This window comes from Actinosynnema sp. NPDC091369 (assembly GCF_044757065.1).
In the GTDB taxonomy this organism is placed as follows: domain Bacteria; phylum Actinomycetota; class Actinomycetes; order Mycobacteriales; family Pseudonocardiaceae; genus Actinosynnema.
This window is the reverse complement of the sequence record NZ_JBIVUG010000002.1, coordinates 122,494-145,922: the sequence shown is the minus strand read 5'-3', so window position 1 is coordinate 145,922 and position 23,429 is coordinate 122,494. Positions and strand designations below refer to the sequence as shown.

Genomic DNA, 23,429 nt, shown 5'->3' with positions numbered 1-23,429 from the left:
CGGGGGTCCTGCTCGCGGCCGGGCCGATCCCCGGTTCAGCCCTTGAGGCCGTAGAAGTGCACGGTCGAGTTCGGTTCGAAGCCGATCCTCCGGTACACGGGCGCGCCGGCGACGGTGGCGTGCAGGGTGGCCCTGGTCAGCCCGGTGGCCCGGCCGCCCTCGAACAGCACCTTCCGAGTCACGGCCTCGCCGTAGCCCGACCGCTCGCACTCCGGGTCGGTGGCGACGAGGGCGACGAACAACCGGCCGTCCGCCTCGACCGCGCCCGCGCACGTCACCGGAACGCCGTCCCGCAAGCCCAGGTACGCGTGCACGTCCCCCTTCCACAGGGTCGAGCCCGCGAGGCCGTCACGACCGTCCTCCAGCGGGAAGCCGTAGGCGCGCGAGTTCAGGTCGGCGTAGGCCAGCAGCTGCTCGTCGGTGGTCACGCGGACGAACGTCAGGTCGGGGTGGGTCGGGTCGGCGAGCGGCAGCAGGTCGCCCGCCATGCCGGTGCCGGGGAAGGCGTGGCGGAGACCGGCGCGGTCGGCCGCCGCGTCGAGCGCGGCGCGCGCGTCCTCGGTCAGCAGGTCCTCGAACAGCCACAGGAAACCGGGCCGCTGCTTGGCGCGCATGATGTCCGCGACCTCGTGCAGTCGCTGCTCGACCAGCTCCGCGTCCGCGCCGACGTCGGTCATCGTGACGCAGTTCCAGAACGCGAACCGGCAGTCGGCCCAGCGGACCGCGATGCCGGGGAGGTCCCGCACGTCGGCGTCCGGATCGCGGTCGAGGACCATGCCGCGCCAGACGTGGGCGAGCTGCTCCACCGATTCGATCGAGGCGGACAGGTCGGTCATGGAATCCCCTTGTCGCGTGGTCGGGTCGAGCCAGCCTAGCGAGTGGGTTCGGGCACCCGCGCGCGCCGTGATCGCGTTCTGGCGTTGGACGCAGTCGGGGCGGCCACCGCGCCCCTGCCGCCGTGGAGCGGCTCCCTGCACACCGCGTGGGGCGCGTTCCCGACCGTCGTCTCCGACGGCGCGCAGGCCATCCACACCGTCAACCCCGGCATCGGCATCCCGTCGGGCAACCCGGAGGTGGTGTACGCGCCGACGCTCGTCCCGAGCGGCAAGACGTGCATCGAGGTCACGTTCTACTGGCAGGGCGGCAACGGCGTCGGCGCCGGCCAACTCGTCGGCGGCGCCGTCCGCACCCCGGTGGGTCCTCACTCGCCTCCACCCGGCGAGACCGCCCTGATCCGCTCCACCCGGAACTGCCGCTCGGCCTCGCGCAGGTGGCACCACGCCACCAGGAACGGCCCGTCCCACCGGATCGGGGTGATCGTGCGCCGGGAGGACTCGCCCTTGCCGTCGACGTACTCGACGCGCACGTCCGACTTCCCGTCGACGGCCTCCGCGAGCAGCGCCACCGCTTCCTCCGACAGCGCCCGGTTCCGCGACCGCACGAACCGCGCCGTCGTCGGCTCGCCCAGGTCGGTGAGGTCCACCGGAACCGGCTCCACCCCAGGCCCCGCGGTGGCTGTCCGCGCCTTCCGCCGCCGGACCGCGACACCACCCGTCGACGGGTCCTCGACCACCGCGAACCCCTCCGCCCGCAGCAGCTCGACCACCTCCGGAGGCGTCATCGCACTGCCCGCCACGGTCGGCGCCATCTCGGTGAAACCGGGTAATCGCACCACTTCGGCGATGACCTCCGCCTCGGCCACCACGCAGCACCGCACCTCCCGCACGCGCACGCGACCCCGCCCGCGCTCGCCCAGCAGCGCCCACGGCACCTTCCGCTGCGTCAGCTCGTCCAACGCGGCCAGCAAGGACTCCTCGGTCCACCCCTGCGCGAGCGCCGCCCGCACGCCGGCGGGGGTGAACCGCCACACCCGCGCCCCGTCCTCCGCCCGGCTCTCCGCGGCGGCCTCCAACACACGCGCCGCCTCGACCGTCAACTGCCCGAACACCACGGCCCTCAGGTCCTCGAAGATCTCCAGCTCGAACCGCATCGGCACCACCACCTCGGCCACCGATGCGGCCAACGCCTCCGCGTCACCCGCGGACAACAACGCCTCACCGCACACGCTCAAGGCGTCCCCCACGACCACGCCCAGCATCTCCGCCTCGCGCGCCACCCCGTCGACGTGCTGGTGCACCGCCGGGCAGAACCAGTGGGAGGCCGCCGCGACCCCCTCGACCGACAACCCGCCCCGGCTCGCCCGCAGCACCGCCCACCGAGCCGCCCGGACGTGCGACGACTCGACCCTCGACACGGCCGCGTGCCGCCGTGCCGTCGGGGAGTGCGGCAACCACAGCCAGGCCGACGCCAACTCCGCCCACTGCCGCGCCGGCGTCGCCGCCCGCCACCGCTCGTACCGCGCCGTCACCTCGAACGCCGTCCCGACCTGCACCGTCAACCCGGCCGCGAACAGCAGGTCCAGCACCAGGGACAGGTGGTCGTCGGCCAACCCGAGCGCCGCGCCCAACCGCTGCCGCTCCTTGGCCCCGACCCCGCCCTTCTTCAACCCCGCGATCGGCCGGCTCGTGTCCGACAACGCGTAGGCCGACCGCAGCAGGTGCTGCACCGCGGCCCGCAGCTCACCGTCCGAGCCGCCACGACCCGGCTCGACCGCCGGCGGCCCGGTCACCTCCACCGGTCCTGCCGCCCGCCGCCACCGCTCCAGGACCGGCGGCACCAGGCGCACCACCTCGCCGTCCGGCCACGCCACCCCCACCCGCCGCAGCTCACCCAACGCCGACCGGACCGCCTCGCGATCACCACCGGTCAGCTCCGCCACGGACGCGACCGTGGCCGACGGGCCCAACCCGGCCGCCGCCCGCCCCGCCGCCACCGCGTCCCGGCTCACCAACCGCACCGCGGCCAACGACCCGCGTTCGCTCAACCGCGCCGCCAGCGCGTGGGGACCTTCCGGAACCGGCGGCACCCGCACCTCCGGCCGCAGCCGTGTGACGTCGGCCAACTCCGCCCGGTCCATCCGACCGAGGTACGCCGCGAACGAACCGTCGCTCATCCCCGGGATTCTGCCCAAGACCACCGCCGCGCCGGAAGCGTCCCGCCCTCCGCGCACCGGTCGGGCGCCCACCTGTGCGCGGACGCCCGACCGGTCACGACGCTCAGGCCGCCGCGGGGCCGCGGTAGGTGGCGCTGCCGAAGGCGAGCATCGGGTAGCCGATGAACCCGAACAGCCACAGGCCGACGACGCCGAACCCGGTGCCCTTGCCGAACGACTTGGCCAGGTCGATCGCGACGATCAACGAGATGATGATGTTGACGACCGGGATGATGAACAGGATCAGCCACCAGCCCGGTCGGCCCACGATCTTGAGCTGCACGTAGATGTTGTAGATGGGGATGATCGCCGCCCAGCCCGGCCGGCCCGCCTTGGTGAAGACCTTCCAGACGGCGGCGATCATGAAGATCGCGATCGCCAGGCCGATGAGCGCGGGGATGATGGCGAGGGACGAGTCGGTCTGGTTCACCGAGGGGTTCCTTCCGGCAACCGGCGGAGGTGCGGGCGCTGCTCGCACGCATCGGGGTTCCCCCGACCGGTCGTGGCGCGGGACTTTCCCAGCCGGCGAGCCGGGACGGCGAGCGGTTGACCGATTCGTGAGCTGTTCGAGATCAATTCAGGTCCGATGGGTCGGCGGCCGGCGCCGCGCTGCACGAACGGGTTGACGTACAGCACCAGGGGTTCCGCTCCCGGATTCCGGCCGATGTGGACATAACCGGGGCCGCTCTCCGGGATGCTGGGACGTGTGCGCCGAGCGTCAACCGCGTGACCCGGCAGCCAACGGCTTAGCGGGGGCCGGACCGCCTCGCCGGCCGCACGCGCAGGGCGACGCCGCCGAGGGTGATCAGCACGCCGACCACGGCCAGTCCCGGATCGCCGACGAGGCCGACCGCCGTCAGCAGCACGCCGAACGCGGCCCCGGCGGTGAGCCACCCGGTCGGCCGGTCGGCCCGCCCGCGGTCGGCGCCGGCGGGGAAGCGCAGGCGTGCGGCGAAGTCGGGGTCCTCGGCCTCCAGCCGCCGCTCGATCGCCCGCAGGCGGAGCCGTTCGTGGTGGTGGAGCAGACGTGCCCGGCACCGGTGGCGTGCGCCGTACCCGGCGGTGACCAGCCCCGTGGCGAGCGCGGTGGCCACGGGCGGGGTCCGGGCGGCCGAGGCGACGAGCAGGCCGACGAGCACGAACCACAGCGACCACCGCATGCCGCCCCCTCCCGTCGGGCCGCGCCCGCCGCCGGCGTGCGCTCCACCTGATGGTCGCCCGGTCGCACGGCCGGCAACAGGGGCGAACGGCACCGAGAAGACGGCCGCTGCTTGCCGGACACCGGCAACCCGGCCGGCACGGTGACCCCCGTCCCGCTCCGCGGCTGCGCTTGCCAGACTCTTGCCCATGCCACCGACCAGGAGGACGTCCCCGTCCGGGGTGCACGCGTTGGCGGGCATCGCCGACATGGCCAGCCGTGACGCACAAGGCGTACCCGCCGACCTCCTAGACGGGTACCTGGAGGAACTGGACGGGATCAGCACCACCCGCAAGCCGTTCCGGCCCGAGCAGCTCCGGGTCCGCCGCGAGGTCGGAGCCCGCGCGGCCGAGCGCGGCGTCTCGCTGCACGGAGTGATCGACCTGCACCTGAGCGCCACCTGGCTGGCGTGGCGGTCGTTGTCCGGTGTGCGGCGCGCGACCGGCGCGGACGCCGTGCGGGCCGCGGGCGAGGCGGTGTTCAAGGCCGCCGACGCGGCGGTCACGGCCATCGCGGAGGGCTACGAGGAGGCGCAGCGCTGGGCGGTGCGCCAAGAGGAGTCGTTCCGCCGGGAGTTCGTCGACGACCTGCTCGAAGGGCGCAACCTCGGGCAGCTCGCCGAGCGGGCGGAGCGGTTCGGGCTCAGGCTGGCCGGCAGCACCGTGGTGGCGGCGGTCCGCTCCGCGCAGCCGCTGGTCGACGGCGGCGAGGTGGCGAGGGCGGTCGAGACCTCGCTGGGACTGCGCCTGGACTCCCGCGACGTGCTGGTCACCACCAAGGAGGGCCTGCTGGTCTGCGTGGCCCCGGACGCGCTGACCGACGTGCCGGACGAGTTCGTGCGCCAGGTGGCCGCGGCGCTGGGGTCCGACGCCGCCTGGCGGGTCGGGCTCGGCCGCGCCCACCCCGGGCCCGGCGGCGTGGTGCGCTCGTTCGAGCAGGCCCGGTACGCGCTGGACATCGCCGAGCGGCTGGGGCTGCCCGGACGCCTGCACAAGGCCGTGGACCTGCTGGTCTACCGGGTGCTGTTGCGCGACCGGGCCGCGTTGGAGGACCTCGTGTCGGTCGTCCTGCAACCGTTGCGCGGCGCGCGCGGCGGCGCCGAGCCGCTCATGGAGACGCTGGCGGCCTACTTCGCCAACGGCCAGGTGGCGGCCGCGTGCGCCCGGCAGCTGCACTTGGGCGTCCGCACGGTCACCTACCGCCTCCAACGCGTCGCCGACCTCACCGGCTACAGCGTGGACGACCCGGCGCAGGCGCTGTCGCTGCACGTTGCCGTGCTCGGGGCGAAGCTGTTGGACTGGCCGTCCTCCGCCGACGACACGCCCTGACGCTCCACATCGGACGGCCGCCCCCGGGTCACCGGCCGGCGGGGTCGGCGACCAGCAGCACGGGCCGGTGGGCGGCGGTGGGCAGGCCGCGGCTGACCGAGCGCCGCATCATCCGGCTCAGCGGCCGGTGCCGGTGCGTGCCCACCACGATCATCAGGGCGTCCTGCTCGTCCGCCACCGTGACCAGCAGCCGCACCGGTTCGCCGTTCCAGGCGTGGTAGACCCACTCGCCGGGGTGGTCGGCCAACGCGTCGCGGACCTGCGCGTGCAGGTGGTCGAGCGCTTCCCGCGCCCGGCCCTCCCAGACCTCGACCGCCGCGTCGGAGTCGATCGGGTAGTCCCGCACGTCGACGCCGTGCACCACGTGCAGGTCCGCGCCCAGCCGACGCGCCAGCCCGGCCGCCGTGCGCAGCGCCGCCAGGCTCGCCGACTGCCCGTCGAAGCCGACCACCAGCACCGGGGCCGTGCCGCGCTCGGCGGAACGACCGGCGGGCAGCGTCAGCCGGCGCTCGTCGTGATCCGGGGCACTCACCACCCCACCTTCCCGCTGTCCGCGCCCGGTCGCAGCCCGGCGGGGCGTCATTCCACTTGACATGTGTTCGAACGCGTGTGCGACGATCTCGGTGCGGTTCTTCCCCGGCCGCCGGGCCGCCGCCCCGAGGAGCGGTGGCGCACGGTGTCGGTGGTCGGGGGTGTGCGGTGGATCGGCGTGAGTACGAACGGATGGTCGACCGGTTCCGGCGGCTGGTGGCGCGGCTGCCCGCGTGGACCGTCGAGCGGCGGGACGGGCCGCCGGTGGTGGTCGACGACGTGCTGGGCAGCGGCGGGGTGCTGCTGCACCTGGACAGCCGCTGGAACGCCTACCTGGCCCGCTACTTCGAGGCGGTGGACAAGGACCGGCTGCTGGAACTGGTGGCGTTGCTGGAGGTCGTGCCGCCGGACGGGCCGGCCCACCGGGCGGCGGTCGCGTTCCTGCGCTCACTGCGCCTCGGTGACGACGACTGACCGACCGGCAGGGCGGCGCTCGTCACGCCTGGTCTGCTGCTGCGGGCACGGCCGTGCGGCGGCGGGTGGCGCGCACGACGACGTCGTGCAGGGGGACCGGTCGGCCTTCGACCGTGCGCACGCGCTCCTCGGCGGTGACGACCTGCCATTCGGCGTCGTCCAGGACCTCCATGATGTCGGCGAGGGTTGCCGATGCTTCGGCGGGAGGCTGGTGGCCATGCCCGTGCCCGTGCTGGTGCTGGTGTTCGGCGGTCTGGGGAGCGTGCAGGTGTCCGACGATCAGCAGGGTGCCGCCGGGCGCGACCCAGTCGGAGATCCGGGCGTAGAACGCCGCCTGCGGCATCGCCGGGTGCGCGTAGTGCGTCGTCACGAGGTCGAACCGGGTGTCCGGCGCCCACGTGGTCAGGTCCGCCTCCACCCACCGCACGCGCTTGGACGCCTCGCCGCCCGCAGCCCGTTCGGCGGCGCGGGTCAGCGCTTCGGGCGAGATGTCGGCCGCGGTGACGTGCCAGCCCCGGGACGCGAGCCAGACGGCCTCGGCGCCGGTGCCGCACCCGGCGTCCAACGCCGTGCCCGGCGTCAGCCTTCCGGTCTCGCCGACGATGTGCGGGTTCGGCGCGTCACCACCCGGGCTCCCGTGGCGGTCGGCACTCGCCTCGCGCCAGTGTCGCTCCCAGTAGTCCTGGTCGAATTCGGGCATCGTGACCTGCTCTTCCGTCGTTCCGTCCACTCGCGACCGATAGTGCGCCCGGACGGGTGACAAGCGCAAAACATCTTGCCGAATGGCAAAATCACGCCATGGACGACCACCAGGACCGCACGCTCGACACCGTCGGACCCAGGTTGAAGCACCTGCGCTTGCGCCGCGAGCTGACGCTCACCGAGCTCGCCGAGGAGACCGGCATCTCCGCCAGCACGCTGTCCCGGCTCGAAGCGGGCCTGCGCCGGCCCACACTGGAGCAACTGCTCCCGCTCGCCCGCGTCCACGGCGTCACCCTCGACGACCTCGTGGGCGCGCCGCCGACCGGCGATCCCCGCATCAACCTGCGCCCCATCGCCTGCGACGACGGGTCGACCATCCTGCCGCTGACCCGGAGACCGGGCGGCATCCAAGCCTACAAGTTCGTCCTGCCGACCGGCGACGACGACCGGCAGCCCGACCTGCGCACCCACGAGGGCTACGACTGGGTCTTCGTCCTCAACGGCACGCTGCGCCTGGTCCTCGGCGAGCACGACCTGCTGCTGAAGCCGGGCGAGGCCGCCGAGTTCGACACCCGCACCCCGCACTGGTTCGGAGCCACCACCGCCGGCCCGGTCGAGTTCCTGAGCCTCGTCGGCAGGCAGGGCGAACGCACGCACGTCCGGGTGGCCCCATGACGTGACGGTGCCAAGGGGCCGACCACTGCGGGATCACCCGGCGCGCGAGACGGGACCTGGCTCGCGGATCCCGGTGTTGGTGCGTGAGCCGGTCGTGCCTTCCGGCCTCTTCGCCGCGCAGCCCGTTCCGGTCGCCACGGGTGTTCTCGCGCTGGGCCGCGACCGACCCGGTCGGGTCAGCGCGGCGAGACGGAGAACTCGTTGCCGTCCGGATCGGTCAGCAGCACCCGGCCGGGCCGGTCGGGATCGTCGCCCGCGCGAGTCGCCCCGAGCGCGACCAACCGGTCCACCTCGGCCCGCTGGTCGCCGCCCGCCGCCGGGGCGAGGTCGAAGCGCAGCCGGTTGCGGCCCGTCTTCGGGCGCAGTGGCGGGCCGCCCCAGGTGATCTTCGGGCCGCCGTGCGGCGAGCGGATCGCGGTTTCGGTGTCCTGGTCCCAGACCAGCGGCCAGCCCAGCACCTCGCTCCAGAAGTAGCCGACCTCCTGCGAGCCGTCGCACGACAGCGCCCCGAGAAAGCCGCACTCGGCCAGGAAGTTGTTGCCCGGCTCGATCACGCAGAACTCGTTGCCCTCGGGGTCGGCGAGCACGACGTGCGTCTCCTCCGCACTCTGGCCGATGTCGATGTGCCGGGCCCCGAGGTCCACCGACCTGGCCACGGTCTGCCGCTGCTGCTCGGCGGACGCGCTCGTCAGGTCGAAGTGCAGCTGGTTCTGCCCGGTCTTCGGCTCCGCGTCGGGGAAGAACCGGACGGGGAACCCGGTGTCGTCGTCCGGCACGAGCGCGATGCCGTCCTGAGCGCTGTCGGTCACCTCCCAGCCCAGGACACCGGCCCAGAAGCGCGCGAGGCCGAGCGGGTCGTTCGCGCCGAAGCGGAGCGCGACGAGGTGACAGGCCATGGTGGAACCCCCTCTTCCGGCGCAACGCTAGGCACCGAAGAGGCTGCCGCGCAAAGGGATTAGCCCGCTACCGCGCTAGTCTCGCCGACCGGCAGCGGCCGTGGGGCGGGTGGGCCGACGTAACGGGCGGCGGGGCGGATGACCTTGCCGCCCGCGGCCTGCTCCAGCACGTTGGCCGACCAGCCGATGACCCGGCTCGCGGCGAACGTCGGCGTGAACATCGACCGCGGGATGCCGCACTGCTCCATCACGACCCCGGCGTAGAACTCGACGTTCGCGTACAGCTCGCGCCCCGGCTTCAGCTCCGCGAGGACCTCCACCACCCGCCGTTCGACCGCGGTCGCGAACTCGGCCAGCGCCGGGTCGAAGCCCCGGCGGCCGAGGTCGAGCGCGATGTCCCGCAGCATCCGGGCCCGCGGGTCCTCGGTGCGGTAGACGGCGTGCCCGAAACCCATGATGCGGTCACCGGAGCTCACCTTGTCCCGCACCCAGGCGTCGACCCGGTCGGGCGAGCCGATCTCGTCCAGGCTGTCCAGCGCCCGGTCCGGCGCGCCGCCGTGCAGCGGGCCGACGAACGCCCCGATGGCCGCCGCGATCGCCGACACGACGTCGGAGCCGGTGGACGCGACGACCCGCGCGGTGAACGTCGAGGCGTTGAACCCGTGGTCCGCGGTGGCGACGAGGTAGCTCTGCACGGCGGCGACCCGTGGCTCGTCGGGCACCTCGCCGGTGATCATGTAGAGCCAGTTCGCCGCCGCGGACAGCTCGGCGCGGGGCTCCAGCGGCGGCAGGCCGGCGCGCAACCGGTGCAGCGCGGCGAGGATCGTCGGTGTCACGGCGCTGACCAGCAACGCGTCGGCGCGGCGGCGCGCGGGCGTGGCGTCCCACACCGGCGGCAGGCCGCGAGCGGCGGCGAGCAGCGAGAGCGCGGTGCGCAGGCCCGCCAGCGGAGTGGACCCGTCGCCCGCGCGGGCGATCGCGGGCAGCACGTCGCGCACCTCGTCGGGTACGTGCCGCAGGGCGGCGACGTCCTCGGCGAACCTGGCGCGCTCGGCCGGGTCGGGCAGCCTGCCCTCCACGAACAGGAACCAGACGTCCTCCAGCGTCCGGGTCCGGGCCAGCTCGACCGCCGAGTAGCCGCGGTAGTGGTAGTAGCCCTCGCCGCCGCGCACGTCGCCCAGTTCGGTGGTGGTGACCACGACGTCGCGCAGGCCCGCCGGTGCATCCATGACAACCTCCTCGTTGACCTGGATCCACTGTCGATTCGCCGATCAACTATTGTCAACGTTGATGCAGTCAATACGAACGAGGAGTGGCAGGTCGTGCCGGCCGGGAGTGACGAGCGTTACCTGACCACCGCCGAGGTGGCGCGGCGGCTCGGCGTGAAGACCGAGACCGTCTACGCCTACGCCAGCCGCGGCATGCTGCGCAGCGTGCGGCTGCCGGGACGCCGGGGCAGCTTCTTCGCGCAGGCCGAGGTCGAGGAGTTCGTGGCCCGGGGTCGCGACGAGCGCCAACCCTCCGGCGCGGTCGAGCGGATCCGCACCGAGCTGACCCTGCTGGACGACGACCGGCTGAGCTACCGCGGCCACCTCGCCACCGAGCTGGCCTCGTCGCACGCCTTCGAGTCGGTCGCCACGCTGCTGTGGACCGGCGAACTGCGCCACCACGAGCCGTTCCCGACCGAGGCGCCGCTCGTGGACGCGGTCCGCGCCGCCCTGGCCGCGCTGCCGGACTCGGCGCGGACGACGGACCGGTTCAAGGTCGCCGCCGCCGTGCTGGGCGCGACCGACCCGCTGCGGTTCGATCTGTCCGAACGGGCGGTCGTCCGGGTCGGCAGGCGGCTGATCGGCGTGCTGGTCGACGCGCTGCCCGGCCCGGTGGGCGACGGCGACCGCATCGCCCAGCGGCTGGCGGGCAAGCTCGGGGACCGGCCCGTCGACCCCGCGCTGCTCGACCTGGCGCTGGTCCTGCTCGCCGACCACGACCTGGCCGTGTCGACGGTCGCCGTGCGCGTGGCCGCCAGTGCCCGCGCGCATCCATACTCCGCAGTGTCGGCCGGTCTGGGCGCGGTCGACGGCCAGTATCACGGCGTCGCGAGCACCTTGGCGTACCGCTTCCTGCGTGACGCGGCGGAGGACCCGTTGGGCGCGTTGGCCGAACGGCAGCGCACCGGCGGCGTGCCCGGCTTCGGCCACCGGGTCTACCGCGAGCGTGACCCCCGGGCGGACGCGCTGTTCACCGCGCTGCGCGGGCACGACGCCGCCCGGGAGGTCCTGGCCGTGGTGGACGCGGTCACGCCCGGCGCGGGCACGTTCCCGAACGTCGACCTGGCGCTGGCGGCCCTGATGCACGCGTTCGGCCTGCGTCCGGACGCCGGTGAGGCGATCTTCGCGCTGGCCCGCTGCGCGGGGTGGCTCGCGCACGCGATCGAGGAGTACCGCGAGCCCGGCCTGAGGTTCCGCCCGGTCGGCGTCTACACCGGGGAACGCCCGCGGCGCTAGACCGGCGCGGCGCGTTCCCGAAGCACTGTGCCGGTGCGATAACGAACACTTTTCACATAAGCCCCGAAATCGCTATGGTCGATCGCAGACGGTAGTCACTCGGTCGCTGAGCGAATAAGGGACGTGGGATGCGCACCGAAGACCAATGGGAGTCCGACCGCCTCGACGTCGACACCTACCTCGACCGGCTCGGGATAGCCGGGCCGCTCGACCCGACACCGGAAACCCTGCGCCTGCTGCACCGCGCGCACGTCACGACGATCCCGTTCGAGAACCTGGACGTGGTGCTCGGCCGCGGCGTCGACCTCGACCTCGGCGCCGTGCAGGCGAAGCTGCTGGAGAACCGGCGCGGCGGCTACTGCTACGAGCACAACCTGCTGTTCGCCGCCCTGCTGGAACGGCTGGGCTACCGGGTCACGCGGCTGCACGCCCGGCCGGACCTGCAGTACCCCAAGCCGCTGCCGCGGACCCACATGGCGCTGCGCGTGGAGCTGGACGACGGCACGGCCTACCTGGCCGACGTCGGCTTCGGTGACAGCGGCCCGCTGGACCCGGTGCCGTTCGCCGACGGCGAGGTGTCCGAGCAGGCCGGCTGGACGTACCGGCTGACCGAGGACCCCGACCGCGCCCAGCCGTGGTGCCTGCAGCTGCGCCGCGGCGACGAGTGGTTCCCGGTCTACCGGTTCACGCTGGAGGCGCACCACCGCATCGACGCCGTGGTGGCCAACCACTTCATCTCCACCCACCAGCGCTCGCCGTTCGTGGGCCGGGTGTTCCTGGAGCGGATCGCCGAGCAGTGGCGGCTCAACCTGAACAACCGCACGCTGACCCTGCGTTACGCCGACGGCGGCCGGGAGGAGTCGTTGGTGGACGACGACCGGTTCGGCGACGTGCTGGCCGACCGGTTCGGCGTCGTGCTGAACGACTCGGAGCTGAAGTCGGTGCTCGCGGTGCTGCCGGACTGACGCCTGGACGCGGGCTGCCCGAGGCTCTCGGGCAGCCCGCGTCAGCCGGCGCGCTACCGGGGCCGCGGCGTCACTCGACTGTCCCGGCGGGCAGCCTCGGGTCAGCGCCAGCCGAGGGCGGGGGCGACGTGGGTGAGGATGCTCTCCAGGACGTGGGCGTTGTAGTCGACGCCGAGCTGGTTGGGCACGGTCAGCAGCAGGGTGTCGGCCTCGGCGATGGCCTCGTCGCCGGCCAGTTGCTCGACCAGGGCGTCCGGCTCGGCGGCGTAGCTGCGGCCGAAGATGGCCTTCGTGTCGGCGTCGATGTAGCCGATCTTGTCCGTGCTGCCGCCGTCCGCGCCGAAGTAGGCCCGGTCCAGGTCGGAGGTCAGCGCGAAGATGCTGCGCGACACCGAGACGCGCGGCTCGCGCTGCCACCCGGCTTCCGACCACGCCTTGCGGAACGCCCGGATCTGCTCGGCCTGCTGAACGTGGAACGGCGCGCCGCCCTCGTCGTTCTTCAGCGTCGAGCTCATCAGGTTCATGCCCCGCTCGGCCGCCCAGACGGCGGTCGCGTTGGAGCCGGCGCCCCACCAGATGCGGTCGCGCAGACCCGGCGAGTGCGGTTCCAGGCGCAGCAGCCCCGGCGGGTTGGGGAACATCGGGCGCGGGTTGGGCTGGGCGAAGCCCTCGCCCTCCAGCACCTTCAGCAGCACCTCGGCGTGCTTGCGGGCCATGTCGGCATCCGTGTCGCCCTCACCGGGCCGGTAGCCGAAGTACCGCCAGCCGTCGACGACCTGCTCCGGCGATCCTCGCGAGATGCCGAGCTGGAGCCTGCCGCCGGCGATGAGGTCGGCGGCGCCCGCGTCCTCGGCCATGTACATCGGGTTCTCGTACTGCATGTCGATCACGCCGGTGCCGATCTCGATGCGCTCGGTCCGCGCGCCGATCGCGGCCAGCAACGGGAACGGCGCGGTCAGCTGCCGGGCGAAGTGGTGCACCCGGAAGTAGGCGCCGTCCGCACCCAGCTCCTCCGCCGCCACGGCCAGCTCGACGGCCTGCGTCAACGCGTCCGCGGCCGTCCTCGTCCGCGAGTGCGGGGTGTCCGACCAGTGCCCGAAGGACAGGAAACCGATGTTCTTCACGCTCGTGGGAACGCCTCGCCCAGCTGATTGATTCCTCAACTACTCTGCTCGTCGGCATAACCGCCGGTCAGCGGCGCTGTGGGTCGCACCACCAGGTCCAGGGCATCCAGCAGGGCATCGAGCGCGCCCGGTGCGGCGCCCAGGGTCGCCAGGTCGAACGACGGGTACTTGCGGACCAGGTCGTCGTCGGCCGGGAGGAGCGCGTTCACCCCGGGGTGGCCGCGGAGCTTGGTGAGGACGTCGGACGCCAGCGCCTGGTCCTGGTCCCAGATGGACCTGAGGTCGACGGTCAGCTCCGGGCGTTCGGCCGAGAGGTAGAGCGACGCCAGCGACCGCCTGTTCCCGCCGAACGGGTAGTAGACGCCCGAAGACGGGTAGGCGCCGTTCCCGCCCTTCAGCTGCGCACCGCGCTCGTCCGCGTGGTCGAGCAGGCGACGACCTGCGGCACGGGTGCCCGGATCGGCGAGCGCGTCGACGGCGGCGCCGATCTCCTTCCTGGTGGCGAATCCACGCCCTCCCCGTGTTCCGACAGCGGGACCGGGACCACTGCCCGCTCTTGAGCCGGGATCTGGTCGCGGTGAGGTCCTCCAGCGGCGCGGCCCCGCGCGGCCCACGTCGCACAGGGTTCGCACACCGTCCGGGGTTGCCGCGCAGAGATTTGTCCACTGTGGACGGAAGATGGGGGCGGTCGGTTCGGCCACCGGCTCGGGCCGGATCTGCTATCTGTGGTCGACGGGATCGAGGGGGTAGGGGTGCCGGCGACCAGTGCTTGGGCCGCGTTGCGCGTCCGGGACATCCGCTTGTACATGATCGGGTTGACGCTGTCGCTGTTCGGCGACTCGGTCTTCCTCGTCGTGGCGGGCATCTGGGTGAAGGACCTGACCGGCAGCGACGGCGCGGCCGGGATGGTCAACTTCTGCATCTGGGCGCCGTCGCTGGTCGGGCCGCTGTTCGCGCTTCTGGCCGACCGGGTGCCGCGGCGCAGGCTGCTCGTCATCGTCAACCTCGGGGCGGCGGCGGCGTTGCTGCCCCTGGTGGTCGTGGACCGCGCGGGGCTGGTGTGGGTCGTCTTCGCGGTCATGTCGATCTACGGGATCGTCTACGCGCTGATCGGGGCCGCCGAACCGGCGCTGATGGCGACGCTGGTCCCCGAGGAGCACCTGGGCGGCTACAACAGCGCGCGGTTGACGTTGTCCGAGGGGTTCAAGCTGCTCGGGCCGGCGGCGGGCGCGGCGCTGTTCGCCCGGTACGGCGGCCCGGCGGTGGCCGTCGTCGACGCGGTCACGTTCCTGGCGGCCGCGGTGGCGCTGTCGTTGATGGCGTTCCGCGAGCCGCCGCTCACCCCGGTCCGCAAGAGCTGGGGACGCGAGCTGCGCGCCGGCATCGACCGGATCGTCGAGTTCGTGCCCCTGCGCCGGTTGGTGATCAGCTCGGCGGTGGTGTTCGGCTTCGGCGGCCTGCTGACTTCGTACGCCTACGCGGTGGTCGAGCAGGGCCTCGGTCGCGCGCCGGAGTTCGTCGGCGTCGTGGTGACCGCGCAGGGACTGGGCTCGGTGCTCGGCGGGCTCGTCGCGCCGTCGTTGCTGCGCCGCCGGGGCGAGGTCGCGCTGGCCGGCACCGGCATGCTCGTGGCCGCGACCGGGTGCCTGCTGACCGCGCTGCCGCCGTCGCCGTGGCTGATCCTGCTCGGCGCGGCCCTGCGCGGGTTCGGTCTGCCGTGGCTGCTCATCGGCACGACGACGCTGATCCAGCGCACCACGCCCGACGAACTCCAGGGCCGCACCGGCAGCGCGGCGTTCACCGCCGCGTTCATTCCGTCGACACTGGCCATCCCGGTCGGGGCGGTGCTGGTCGGGATCGTCCACTACCGGGTGCTGTTCGCGGTCGCCGTCGTGGGCATGGCCGCTGCCGCCGGTCACGCCCTGCGCTCCCGCGGGGACGCCGTACCCCGGGCCGGGGGAACCAAACGCGACCAAGTCGAGCCGATGGACCCGTGACCTGTTCAGGGCTGGTCGACCTGCCCACCGTCCACTCGGGATCGACGGATGGTGACCGCCCGGCTCCCGCTCGGGCGACCCGGTGAACCTTGAAGGCTCAATCGGACCAGTGGACCTGCGTGGCGCGCGGGGCAGCGCTACGTGGCCAGGTTGGCCCGCGCGCCGCTGGCGGTCCGGCCGCCGCAGGTCAGCCGCGAGGTCGACGCGGTCGTCGGCGAGGACGAGTTCGTGCTGAGGCCGGACGCCGACGGCGGCCTCGACCTGCTGCGGCTGGTCGGGACCGGCGCGCCCCTGCCGACGCCGGGACCGGGGCAGGTGCTGCTCCGGCCGCAGGCGTGCACCGTGCACTTCCGGGACGTTCTGGTGGCCCTGGGCATCTACCCGACCGACGACGGGACCCTGCCGCGCTCGGCTCGGACGCCGCCGGCGTGGTGCTCGCGGTCGGCGACGGGGTGGACGACCTGCGACCGGGGGACCGGGTCACCGCCGTGATCGCGGACGGCGGCGGGTCGATGGGCACCCACTGCCTGGCCCGCGCCGACCTGACCGCGCGCGTGCCCGACGGCTTCGACACCGTCGACGTCGTGCCGTCGGTGCTGACCTATGTCACGGCGTGGCACTCGCTGCACGACCTGGCCCGGCTGCGGCAGGGCGAGACCGTGCTGGTGCACTCGGCGGCCGGCGGCACCGGGCTCGCCGCGGTCGAGGTGGCCCGGCTGCTCGGCGCCACGGTCATCGGCACCGCGGGCACCGAGGCCAAGCGCCGCCACCTGCGCGAGCACGGCGTGGCGCACGTGTTCGACTCGCGCGGCCTGGACTTCGCCGAGCAGGTGCGGGAGGTCACCGGCGGGCGCGGTGTCGACGTGGTGCTCAACTCGCTGACCGGGCCCGCCATGCGCGCCTCCCTGGACCTGCTCGCCCCGGCCGGGCGCTTCGTCGAGATCGGCAAGCGCGACCTCTACGACGGCGCGCGCGTGGACCTGGGCACGTTCCGGCACGGCAACACCTACGCCGCGTTGGACCTGGTGCTCACCGCCAACGAGCAGCCCGCCGTGTTCCGGGCGGTGATGCTGCGGGTGCTGGACGAGCTGGCGGCCGGCCGGCTCCCGCTGCTGCCGAGCGAGGTCGTGCCGCTGACCGAGGCGGCGGAGGCGTTCCGGCGGCTGGTGTCCGGCGACCTCGTCGGCCGGGTCGCGCTCACCTTTCCCGGGGTCGGGCAGCGGGTGCGGGTGCACGCGCCCGCACCGGCGCAGGTGGTCCGGGGCGGCGGCGCCTACGTCGTCACGGGCGGCACGCGTGGTCTCGGCCTGGAGGCGGCCCGGTGGCTGGCCGACGCCGGCGCCGGCCGGGTCGTCCTCGGCGGGCGCGGCGAACCCGCACCCGACGCCCGCGCCGTGCTCGACGCCGTGGCGGCCACCGGCTGCGAGGTGCGGGTGGTGCGCGGCGACATCGCCGACCCGGACACCGCGCGCCGCCTGGTCGAGGCGGCGGGGGACGACCTGCGGGGCGTCCTGCACACGGCCGTGGTCCTCGACGACGCCCCGCTCGACGCCATGACGGGGGACCGGCTGGCCCACGCGTGGCACCCCAAGGTCGCCGGCCTGGTGAACCTGCACCACGCCACCGAGGACGTCCCGCTGGACTGGCTCGTCGTGTTCTCCTCGATGTCGGCGATGCTGGGCAACGCCGGGCAGGCCAACTACGCCGCGGCCAACGCGTGGGTGGACGCCTTCGCCCGGTGGCGACACGCCCGCGGCCTGCCCACCCTGTCGGTGAACTGGGGCGCGTGGGGCGAGGCGGGCCGGGCGACCGACTTCGCGGCCCGCGGCTTCGAGACCCTCTCGACCGCCGACGGGTTCGCCGCGCTGACCGCCCTCCTGCGCCACCAGCGGGTGAACACCGGGGTGCTCGACTACCAGCCCGACGTGCTGTTCCGGGCCTTCCCGCACGCGCTGGACAACCCGCTGCTGGCCGACCTGCGCGTCGGCGCCGCCACCCGGGGCGACGCGCCGTCGACGTTCGACCTGCGCGCCGAGCCACCGGGACCGGCACGGGCGGAGCTGGCGCAGGACGCGGTGGTGCACGTCCTCGCCGCCCTGCTGGGCACGCAGCCGTCCGCCGTCGCGGCGCACGCGAAGTTCACCGACCTCGGCCTGGACTCGCTGCTCGCGGTCGCCTTCACCCGCAGGCTCCACGTCGACCTGGACGTCGCCCTGACCACCGCGGAGGTCTGGGCGCACCCGTCGCCCGCCGAGCTCGCCGCGCACATCGACTCGTCGCTGGGCGCACCCGTCGGCAACGGCTGATCGGCGTCCGAACCGGTGGAAGGGAAGCCATGACCGCTTGGACAACGCTGTCGGAGAAGCTGAGCGCGGCCGTGGGGGCGAGGGCCGACCGGACGACGTGGCGCGGCTCGCTGGCCATGGCGGTCGGGTTCGACCTGGCCCAGCACGCCCGCAACCGGCTGGCCCTGGCGTTGGTGGTCTTCTTCATCCCGGCGTGGATCGGCGTGGTGCGGGCCGTGCTGCCGGACCGGCCGGTGGTCTACCACTCCGAGGTGGCCGGGCGGGCGTTGTCGGTGCGCGCCGACGAGCTGATCACGATCTCCGGCGCGATCAACGCGGTCACCCTGATCGTCGGGTTCATGATGTTCACCGCCGTGCGCCGGTCGGGCGACTTCGACCAGCGGCCGGTCGCGGTGGCCGCGTTCCACCGCCGCACCAAGGACCACACGTGCCGTGACCCCGGGTCGGCCGGGGGCGTCCCGTGGTCCGTGGTCACGCTCGCGCCGCGCGCCGACGGCACCTTCGAGGTGCGGTCCACGACGGGCCCGGTGGTGTACTGCTCGCAACTCCCGCAGTGCCCGGCCGACTGCGACGGGGACCGACCGGCCGAAGGCACCGAACCCACCGAACCCGCGGACGCCCCGGCACCGCGCCGCAAGCAGCGCACCACCACGACGACCGGCGCGACCGCCCGCCGCAAGCCCCGTGACGCGTCACGGACCACGACCCTCGACGGGATCGAGGCCGCACCCCTGATCCGCTGACCGCCGTCGTCACCGGTCACGACCGCCCGGACCTGCGGACCCGTCCCGGCGGCGGTCGTGCGATCCTGGAGACGCCAACGCGACCGGGGGTGGACATGGCGTCGAAGCGCAAGGGCGGCATCGCCCCGTACGTGGCGCTGCTGGTGGCCGTGATCATCTTCGTGCCGCCGGTGCGCGAGGTGTTCGCCGATCTGGTCGGCCCGCTGGTCGACCTGGTGAAGGACGCCTTCGGCGCACGTGGTTGACCGGCGCTCGCGACCCTCGGCAGACTTGCGCGGTCGTCGGCGGGGAGTCACCCGGGAGAGCGGATCTCCCTCCCGGTACCCCGACCTCTTGGAGGAGAGCCTGTCGTGGGTAGCCCATCGCGCTGCACGGTCATCGTCCCCACCTACAACCGGAGACGATTACTCGAGCTGACGCTCGACTCGCTGGCCGCGCAGGACCTGGACCGCGACCGGTTCGAGGTGGTCGTCGTGGACGACGGGTCCAGCGACGACACGGCGGCGGTGGTGCGGTCGTTCGACGACCGGTTCGACCTGCGGTACTTCCACCAGCCCGACGAGGGCTACCGGGTGGCCCGGGCGCGCAACGTCGGCATCCGGCACGCGCGCGGCGAGATCTGCGTGTTCGTGGACTCCGGCGTGCTGCTGCACTCCGCGAGCCTCAGCGCCCACGTGGCCGCCCACGACGCCACCGAGGAACCGTTGGCGCTCAACGGGTACGTCTACTGCTTCAACCTCGACAACGAGGACGCCCGGCTCATCCGCAAGCACGTGGACGTGGACGACGTCGACTCCACCATCGCGTCCCTGGCGCGCACGGGCGCGTGGCCGGACGTGCGGGAGCCGTTCTACGAGCGGTACTCCGACGACTTCGGCGACCTCCCCGCGCCGTGGCTGATGTACTGGACCTGCCACGCGTCGGCGCGGACGGAGCAGGTGCGGGCGGTCGGCCTGTACGACGAGGAGTTCCGCACCTGGGGCGGCGAGGACCTCGACCTGGCCTACCGGCTGCACCGCGACGGCGCTCGGTTCGGCGTGAGCCGGGCGGCGAGCTCGATCCACTACCCGCACGAGAAGGACCAAGGCGAGAACACCAGGTCCGCGCAGCGCAACTACCGCTACATCGCGGAGAAGTACGGCACGCCGATCACCCGGATGCTGACCGAGGAGCCCGCGATCCGCTTCTCGCTGTTCAACGAGGTCATCGCGGAACGCGGACTGCCCCGCTGCGCCGACTACCGGGCGCGGCACGGGGCCACCGGGTAGATGGGCGGCAAGGGGTACCGCTCGTGGCTCCGGACCGCCCGGGAGCAGTTCGCCGCACGACGGGGCATCGCCGGGTTGCTGCCCCGCGCGGGACGCTCCCTGGTCGCCGCCCTGGTCGTGGTGGAACTGCTGCTCGGGTGCCTGCCGGTCGTGTTCACGGTGGCGACGGCGGTGGTGCTGGGCCGGGTTCCGGCGGCCGTGGCCGCGGGGCCGGACTCGGGCGCGTGGCGCTCGCTCGTCGCGGTGTTCGCGGTCGCGGCCGGGGCGTTCGTCGCCAGGCAGGTGCTCGCCCCGGTGGAACGGGCGATGGGCGAGCTGGTGACGCGCCGCGTCGACGGCCGGGTGGTGGACGAGCTGATGGCCGCGTCGCTGCGCAGCCCCGGCCTCGGCCCGCTGGAGGACCAGCGGGCGCTCGACGCGCTGCGCACCGCCGCGCGGGAGGTGGAGTTCGGCGTGCAGAGCCCCGGCCGGGCGGCCACCGGCCTGCTCGCGCTGATCGCGCGCTACACCGAGCTGACGGGCTGCGCGATCGCCGTGGGGGTGGCGTTCTCGTGGCCGGCGGCGGCCGCGCTGGTCGCCACCGTGCTGCTGTTCCGCCACGGCCAGCGCGGCGGGCTGCGCCGCTACGCCCGGACCCGGTCCCGGCTCGCCGCCGACCAGCGCGAGATCGACTACCTGCGCGACCTCGCGGGCGGGGCGGCGGCGGGCAAGGAGATCCGGGTCTTCGGCCTCGTCGGCTGGCTGCGCCAACGCCTGCGCGAGACCTGCCTGCGCTACCTCGCGCCGCTGTGGGCCGAGCGCCGCCGGATCTACCTGTGGCCGTTCGTCCGGTTCTCGGTGGTGGCGCTCACCGTGGCGGGCGTGGTCCTCGCGGTGGTCGGTGCGACGGCGGGGAAGTTGACGCTGACCGGGTTCGTCCTGGTCACGACGGCGACCCTCGGCCTGCTCCGGCTGGCCGAGCACTACCCGGAGGCCGACCTGCCGACCGCGATCGGCATGCGGGCCTACGACGCCGTGCGGCGGTTCGCCGAGCACGTCGACCGCCACGAGGAGCGGCTGAGCCCACCGCGCCTGCCGACGACGCCCGAACCGGTCGGCACGATCCGGTTCGAACGGGTGAGCTTCGGCTACCCTGGCCGTCGGCCGGTCTTCGACCACCTGGACCTGACGATCCCCGTCGGCCGCTGCACGGCGATCGTCGGCGTGAACGGCGCGGGCAAGACCACCCTGGTCAAGCTGCTCGCCCGGCTCTACGAGCCGACCGCGGGCCGGATCACGCTGGACGGCGTCGACATCCGCGAGTTCCCGCTCGACGCGTGGCGGGCCAGGCTCGGCGTGATCTTCCAGGACTTCGCCCGGTACGAGGCGTCCGTCGCGGACAACGTGGGACTCGGCGCGGTCGCCCACCTGGACGACCGGCAGGGCATCCGCGAGGTCGTGGAGTCGGTCGGGCTCGCGCAGGCCGTGGCACGCCTGCCGCGCGGGCTGGACACGCCGTTGGCGCGGCACCTCACCGACGGCGCGGAGCTGTCCGGCGGCCAGTGGCAGCGCGTCGCGTTGGCGAGGGCGTTGTTCGCGCTGCGCCACGGCGCGCGGGTCGTCGTGCTGGACGAGCCCACGGCGAGCCTGGACGTGCGCGCGGAGGCGGGGTTCTTCGCGGAGTTCGCGGGCCTCGCCGAGGGCGCGACCACCCTGCTGATCTCGCACCGGTTCTCGACCGTGCGGCACGCGGACCTCATCGTCGTGCTCGACCGCGGCCGGGTCGCCGAGCAGGGCGGTCACGCGGAGCTGCTGGCCCGCGGCGGGCGCTACGCCGGGCTGTTCCGGTTGCAGGCCGACCGGTTCGCGGACGTGGTGGACGGGCGGGCGCGGTGAAGGTCCTGCTGACCGGCGCGGGGGCCGTCCTGGCCGCGGTGTGGCGGCTGAACCCGCGCAAGACGTCCCTGGCGGTGCTCTTGATGACGGCCGGCGCGGTCGCCGCCCCGCTGCTGGCGGCGGCGCTCGGGTGGATGACCCGCGAGGTCGTGGCGGGCGCGACGGGGCGCGCGGTGCTCGCGGGCGTGACCGTGGCCGTGCTCGCGGTGGTGGTGCTGGCCTTCGCTCACTTCGCCCACCTGGCCTACTACGAGCTGTCGGAGCTGGCCGAGCTGGACTTCGACGAACGCGTGATCGAGGTGTCGAACGGTTCGGCCGGCATCGAGCACCACGAGCGGGCCGAGCACGCCGACACGTGGACCGTGCTGCGGCAGGAGGGCCGGCAGTACCGGGCCGGCCTGGAGGCGCTGCTCAACGGTCTCGGGCTCGTGCTGGCCGTCGTGCTCACCGCCGTCCTGCTGGCCGTGCAGAACCCCTGGCTGCTGCTGCTCCCGGCAGCCGCCCTGCCTCCCCTGCTCGCGGGCCGCGCGGCCGAACGGGTGCTGGACCGGGCCAGGACGGCGACCGCCGAGCCGACCCGGACCGCGCTGAACCTGTTCCGCCTGGCCACGTCCGCGCGCGTGGCCGGGGAGCTGCGGGTGTCCGGGGTCGGGGACGAGCTGCGCGCCCGGCACGACGCGCTGTGGCGGAAGGCGACGCGGGGCCTGTGGCGGGCGCACCTGACCGCGACGTGGCTGCGCGCGGCGGGCCAGGTCGTCTTCGCGCTCGCCTACATCGCGGGCGTGCTGCTGGTGGTGCGCGACGCGATCGCGGGTCGGCGCGGGGTCGGTGACGTCGTGCTGGTGATCGTGCTCGCCGCCCAGGTCAACCAGCAGGTCGCCACCGCCGTCACCCTCCTGCAGGACTTGCAGCGGATGGCGGGTGCGTACCGGCGGCTGACCGAGGTCACCGCCGCGGTGACCGGCCACCACCCGGCGGCGCCCGACCGGTCGCCGCCCGACCGGTTGCACGACGGGATCACCCTCGCCGGCGTGGCCTTCACCTATCCCGGCACCGACGTGCCGGTGCTGCACGAGACCGACCTGCACCTCCCGGCCGGCGCCGCGGTCGCGATCGTCGGCGAGAACGGCGCGGGCAAGTCGACGCTGGTCAAGCTGCTCTGCGGGTTCTACCGGCCGACCGGGGGCCGCGTCCTGGTCGACGGGACCGACCTGCACCGCATGCCGCCGGACGAGTGGCGCACCCGGATCGCGGCGGGGTTCCAGGACTTCGTCCGGTACGAGTTCGAGGTCCAGCAGGTGGTCGGCGTGGGCGACCTGCCCAGGATCTCGTCGGAGCCGGCCGTGCGCGCGGCGTTGGACCGCGCGGACGCCACCGGCGTGCTGGACCACCTGCCCGACGGCCTGCGCACGCACCTCGGCAAGAGCTACGCCGACGGCGCGGAGCTGTCCGGCGGCCAGTGGCAGAAGCTGGCGCTCGGCCGGGCGGTGCTGCGCGAGTCCCCGTTGCTGGTGGTCCTGGACGAGCCGACGTCGGCGCTGGACCCGGAGGCGGAGCACGCGCTGTTCCAGCGCTGCGCCGAGCACGCCCGCCGGGTGGCCGCCCGCACCGGCGCGATCACCGTGTTCGTGTCCCACCGGTTCTCCACCGTGCGCACGGCCGACCTGATCGTGGTGGTGCGGGACGGCCGGGTGGTGGAAACCGGCGACCACGCCGCGCTCATGGCCCGCGCGGGGCTCTACGCGGAGCTGTTCTCGCTCCAGGCGGAGTCGTACCGCTGACCGGTGGAAA

The 23,429-nt window shown here is 73.9% G+C and carries 23 protein-coding genes; 13 read left to right on the top strand and 10 right to left on the bottom strand.

Annotated elements, in window-relative coordinates; genetic code table 11:
* Positions 1-35: 35 nt before the first annotated feature.
* From ACIQMJ_RS09055 to ACIQMJ_RS09040, 4 genes are all read right to left on the bottom strand, one after another.
* The gene (locus ACIQMJ_RS09055; RefSeq protein WP_499760399.1) at positions 36-836 is read right to left on the bottom strand and encodes a GNAT family N-acetyltransferase; all 801 of its coding nucleotides are present in this window, start codon (positions 834-836) and stop codon (positions 36-38) included.
* Positions 837-1,201: 365 nt separating this feature from the next.
* Positions 1,202-3,013: a helicase-associated domain-containing protein gene (locus tag ACIQMJ_RS09050; RefSeq protein WP_499760398.1), complete on the bottom strand. Its 1,812-nt coding sequence runs from the start codon at positions 3,011-3,013 to the stop codon at positions 1,202-1,204.
* A 103-nt stretch (positions 3,014-3,116) separates the two neighbouring features.
* A complete protein-coding gene (locus ACIQMJ_RS09045) occupies positions 3,117-3,482 on the bottom strand; it encodes a DUF5684 domain-containing protein (protein ID WP_499760397.1) in 366 nt (121 codons plus the stop codon).
* A 316-nt stretch (positions 3,483-3,798) separates the two neighbouring features.
* Positions 3,799-4,212, bottom strand: coding sequence for a DUF3040 domain-containing protein (locus ACIQMJ_RS09040; protein WP_499760396.1), 414 nt, complete (start codon positions 4,210-4,212; stop codon positions 3,799-3,801).
* A 187-nt stretch (positions 4,213-4,399) separates the two neighbouring features.
* On the opposite strand from ACIQMJ_RS09040, the gene ACIQMJ_RS09035 reads away from it, so the two are divergent.
* The gene (locus ACIQMJ_RS09035) at positions 4,400-5,578 is read left to right on the top strand and encodes a PucR family transcriptional regulator (protein WP_499760395.1); all 1,179 of its coding nucleotides are present in this window, start codon (positions 4,400-4,402) and stop codon (positions 5,576-5,578) included.
* A 28-nt stretch (positions 5,579-5,606) separates the two neighbouring features.
* Here the strand turns inward: ACIQMJ_RS09035 and ACIQMJ_RS09030 are convergent, their stop codons facing one another.
* The gene (locus ACIQMJ_RS09030) at positions 5,607-6,110 is read right to left on the bottom strand and encodes a universal stress protein (protein WP_499760394.1); all 504 of its coding nucleotides are present in this window, start codon (positions 6,108-6,110) and stop codon (positions 5,607-5,609) included.
* Between the two features lie 167 nt (positions 6,111-6,277).
* Here ACIQMJ_RS09030 and ACIQMJ_RS09025 point away from each other — a divergent pair, with 167 nt between their 5' ends.
* A complete protein-coding gene (locus ACIQMJ_RS09025; protein WP_499760393.1) occupies positions 6,278-6,583 on the top strand; it encodes a hypothetical protein in 306 nt (101 codons plus the stop codon).
* 22 nt (positions 6,584-6,605) lie between these two features.
* Here the strand turns inward: ACIQMJ_RS09025 and ACIQMJ_RS09020 are convergent, their stop codons facing one another.
* The gene (locus ACIQMJ_RS09020) at positions 6,606-7,283 is read right to left on the bottom strand and encodes a class I SAM-dependent methyltransferase (protein WP_499760392.1); all 678 of its coding nucleotides are present in this window, start codon (positions 7,281-7,283) and stop codon (positions 6,606-6,608) included.
* Positions 7,284-7,381: 98 nt separating this feature from the next.
* Here ACIQMJ_RS09020 and ACIQMJ_RS09015 point away from each other — a divergent pair, with 98 nt between their 5' ends.
* Complete coding sequence (locus tag ACIQMJ_RS09015; RefSeq protein WP_499760391.1) at positions 7,382-7,960, top strand: helix-turn-helix domain-containing protein; 579 nt, start codon at positions 7,382-7,384, stop codon at positions 7,958-7,960.
* Positions 7,961-8,136: 176 nt separating this feature from the next.
* Here the strand turns inward: ACIQMJ_RS09015 and ACIQMJ_RS09010 are convergent, their stop codons facing one another.
* On the bottom strand, positions 8,137-8,856 hold the full coding sequence (locus ACIQMJ_RS09010; protein ID WP_499760390.1) for a VOC family protein: 720 nt from the start codon (positions 8,854-8,856) through the stop codon (positions 8,137-8,139).
* A 59-nt stretch (positions 8,857-8,915) separates the two neighbouring features.
* Positions 8,916-10,085 (bottom strand): citrate/2-methylcitrate synthase, encoded by a 1,170-nt coding sequence (locus ACIQMJ_RS09005; protein WP_499760389.1) that lies wholly within the window; start codon positions 10,083-10,085, stop codon positions 8,916-8,918.
* A 93-nt stretch (positions 10,086-10,178) separates the two neighbouring features.
* On the opposite strand from ACIQMJ_RS09005, the gene ACIQMJ_RS09000 reads away from it, so the two are divergent.
* Together ACIQMJ_RS09000 and ACIQMJ_RS08995 are read left to right on the top strand one after the other, a co-directional pair.
* Positions 10,179-11,360 (top strand): citrate/2-methylcitrate synthase, encoded by a 1,182-nt coding sequence (locus ACIQMJ_RS09000; RefSeq protein WP_499760388.1) that lies wholly within the window; start codon positions 10,179-10,181, stop codon positions 11,358-11,360.
* 128 nt (positions 11,361-11,488) lie between these two features.
* Positions 11,489-12,325, top strand: coding sequence for an arylamine N-acetyltransferase family protein (locus tag ACIQMJ_RS08995; protein WP_499760387.1), 837 nt, complete (start codon positions 11,489-11,491; stop codon positions 12,323-12,325).
* A 101-nt stretch (positions 12,326-12,426) separates the two neighbouring features.
* On the opposite strand, the gene ACIQMJ_RS08990 is transcribed toward ACIQMJ_RS08995, so the two are convergent.
* Positions 12,427-13,449 (bottom strand): LLM class flavin-dependent oxidoreductase, encoded by a 1,023-nt coding sequence (locus ACIQMJ_RS08990; protein WP_499760386.1) that lies wholly within the window; start codon positions 13,447-13,449, stop codon positions 12,427-12,429.
* A gap of 35 nt (positions 13,450-13,484) precedes the next feature.
* The gene (locus ACIQMJ_RS08985; protein ID WP_499760385.1) at positions 13,485-14,063 is read right to left on the bottom strand and encodes a hypothetical protein; all 579 of its coding nucleotides are present in this window, start codon (positions 14,061-14,063) and stop codon (positions 13,485-13,487) included.
* Between the two features lie 138 nt (positions 14,064-14,201).
* Between ACIQMJ_RS08985 and ACIQMJ_RS08980 the strand changes: the two genes are divergently transcribed.
* The 8 genes from ACIQMJ_RS08980 (at position 14,202) to ACIQMJ_RS08945 (ending at position 23,419) form a co-directional block, all read left to right on the top strand.
* Entirely contained in the window at positions 14,202-15,446 is a 1,245-nt protein-coding gene (locus tag ACIQMJ_RS08980; protein WP_499760384.1) for an MFS transporter, read from the top strand.
* 141 nt (positions 15,447-15,587) lie between these two features.
* Positions 15,588-15,938 carry a hypothetical protein gene (locus tag ACIQMJ_RS08975; RefSeq protein WP_499760383.1) on the top strand — a complete coding sequence of 117 codons (351 nt, stop codon included), beginning with the start codon at positions 15,588-15,590 and terminating at the stop codon, positions 15,936-15,938.
* Positions 15,875-17,752 (top strand): SDR family NAD(P)-dependent oxidoreductase, encoded by a 1,878-nt coding sequence (locus tag ACIQMJ_RS08970; protein WP_499760382.1) that lies wholly within the window; start codon positions 15,875-15,877, stop codon positions 17,750-17,752. The genes ACIQMJ_RS08975 and ACIQMJ_RS08970 overlap by 64 nt, the downstream gene beginning before the upstream one ends.
* 29 nt (positions 17,753-17,781) lie before the next feature.
* Entirely contained in the window at positions 17,782-18,495 is a 714-nt protein-coding gene (locus ACIQMJ_RS08965) for a hypothetical protein (RefSeq protein WP_499760381.1), read from the top strand.
* A gap of 95 nt (positions 18,496-18,590) precedes the next feature.
* The gene (locus ACIQMJ_RS08960; RefSeq protein WP_499760380.1) at positions 18,591-18,740 is read left to right on the top strand and encodes a hypothetical protein; all 150 of its coding nucleotides are present in this window, start codon (positions 18,591-18,593) and stop codon (positions 18,738-18,740) included.
* Between the two features lie 105 nt (positions 18,741-18,845).
* A complete protein-coding gene (locus ACIQMJ_RS08955; protein WP_499760379.1) occupies positions 18,846-19,763 on the top strand; it encodes a glycosyltransferase in 918 nt (305 codons plus the stop codon).
* Positions 19,764-21,638 (top strand): ABC transporter ATP-binding protein, encoded by a 1,875-nt coding sequence (locus ACIQMJ_RS08950; RefSeq protein ID WP_499760378.1) that lies wholly within the window; start codon positions 19,764-19,766, stop codon positions 21,636-21,638.
* A complete protein-coding gene (locus ACIQMJ_RS08945; protein WP_499760377.1) occupies positions 21,635-23,419 on the top strand; it encodes an ABC transporter ATP-binding protein in 1,785 nt (594 codons plus the stop codon). Before ACIQMJ_RS08950 ends, ACIQMJ_RS08945 begins: the two co-directional genes overlap by 4 nt.
* The last annotated feature ends 10 nt before the right edge of the window (positions 23,420-23,429 follow it).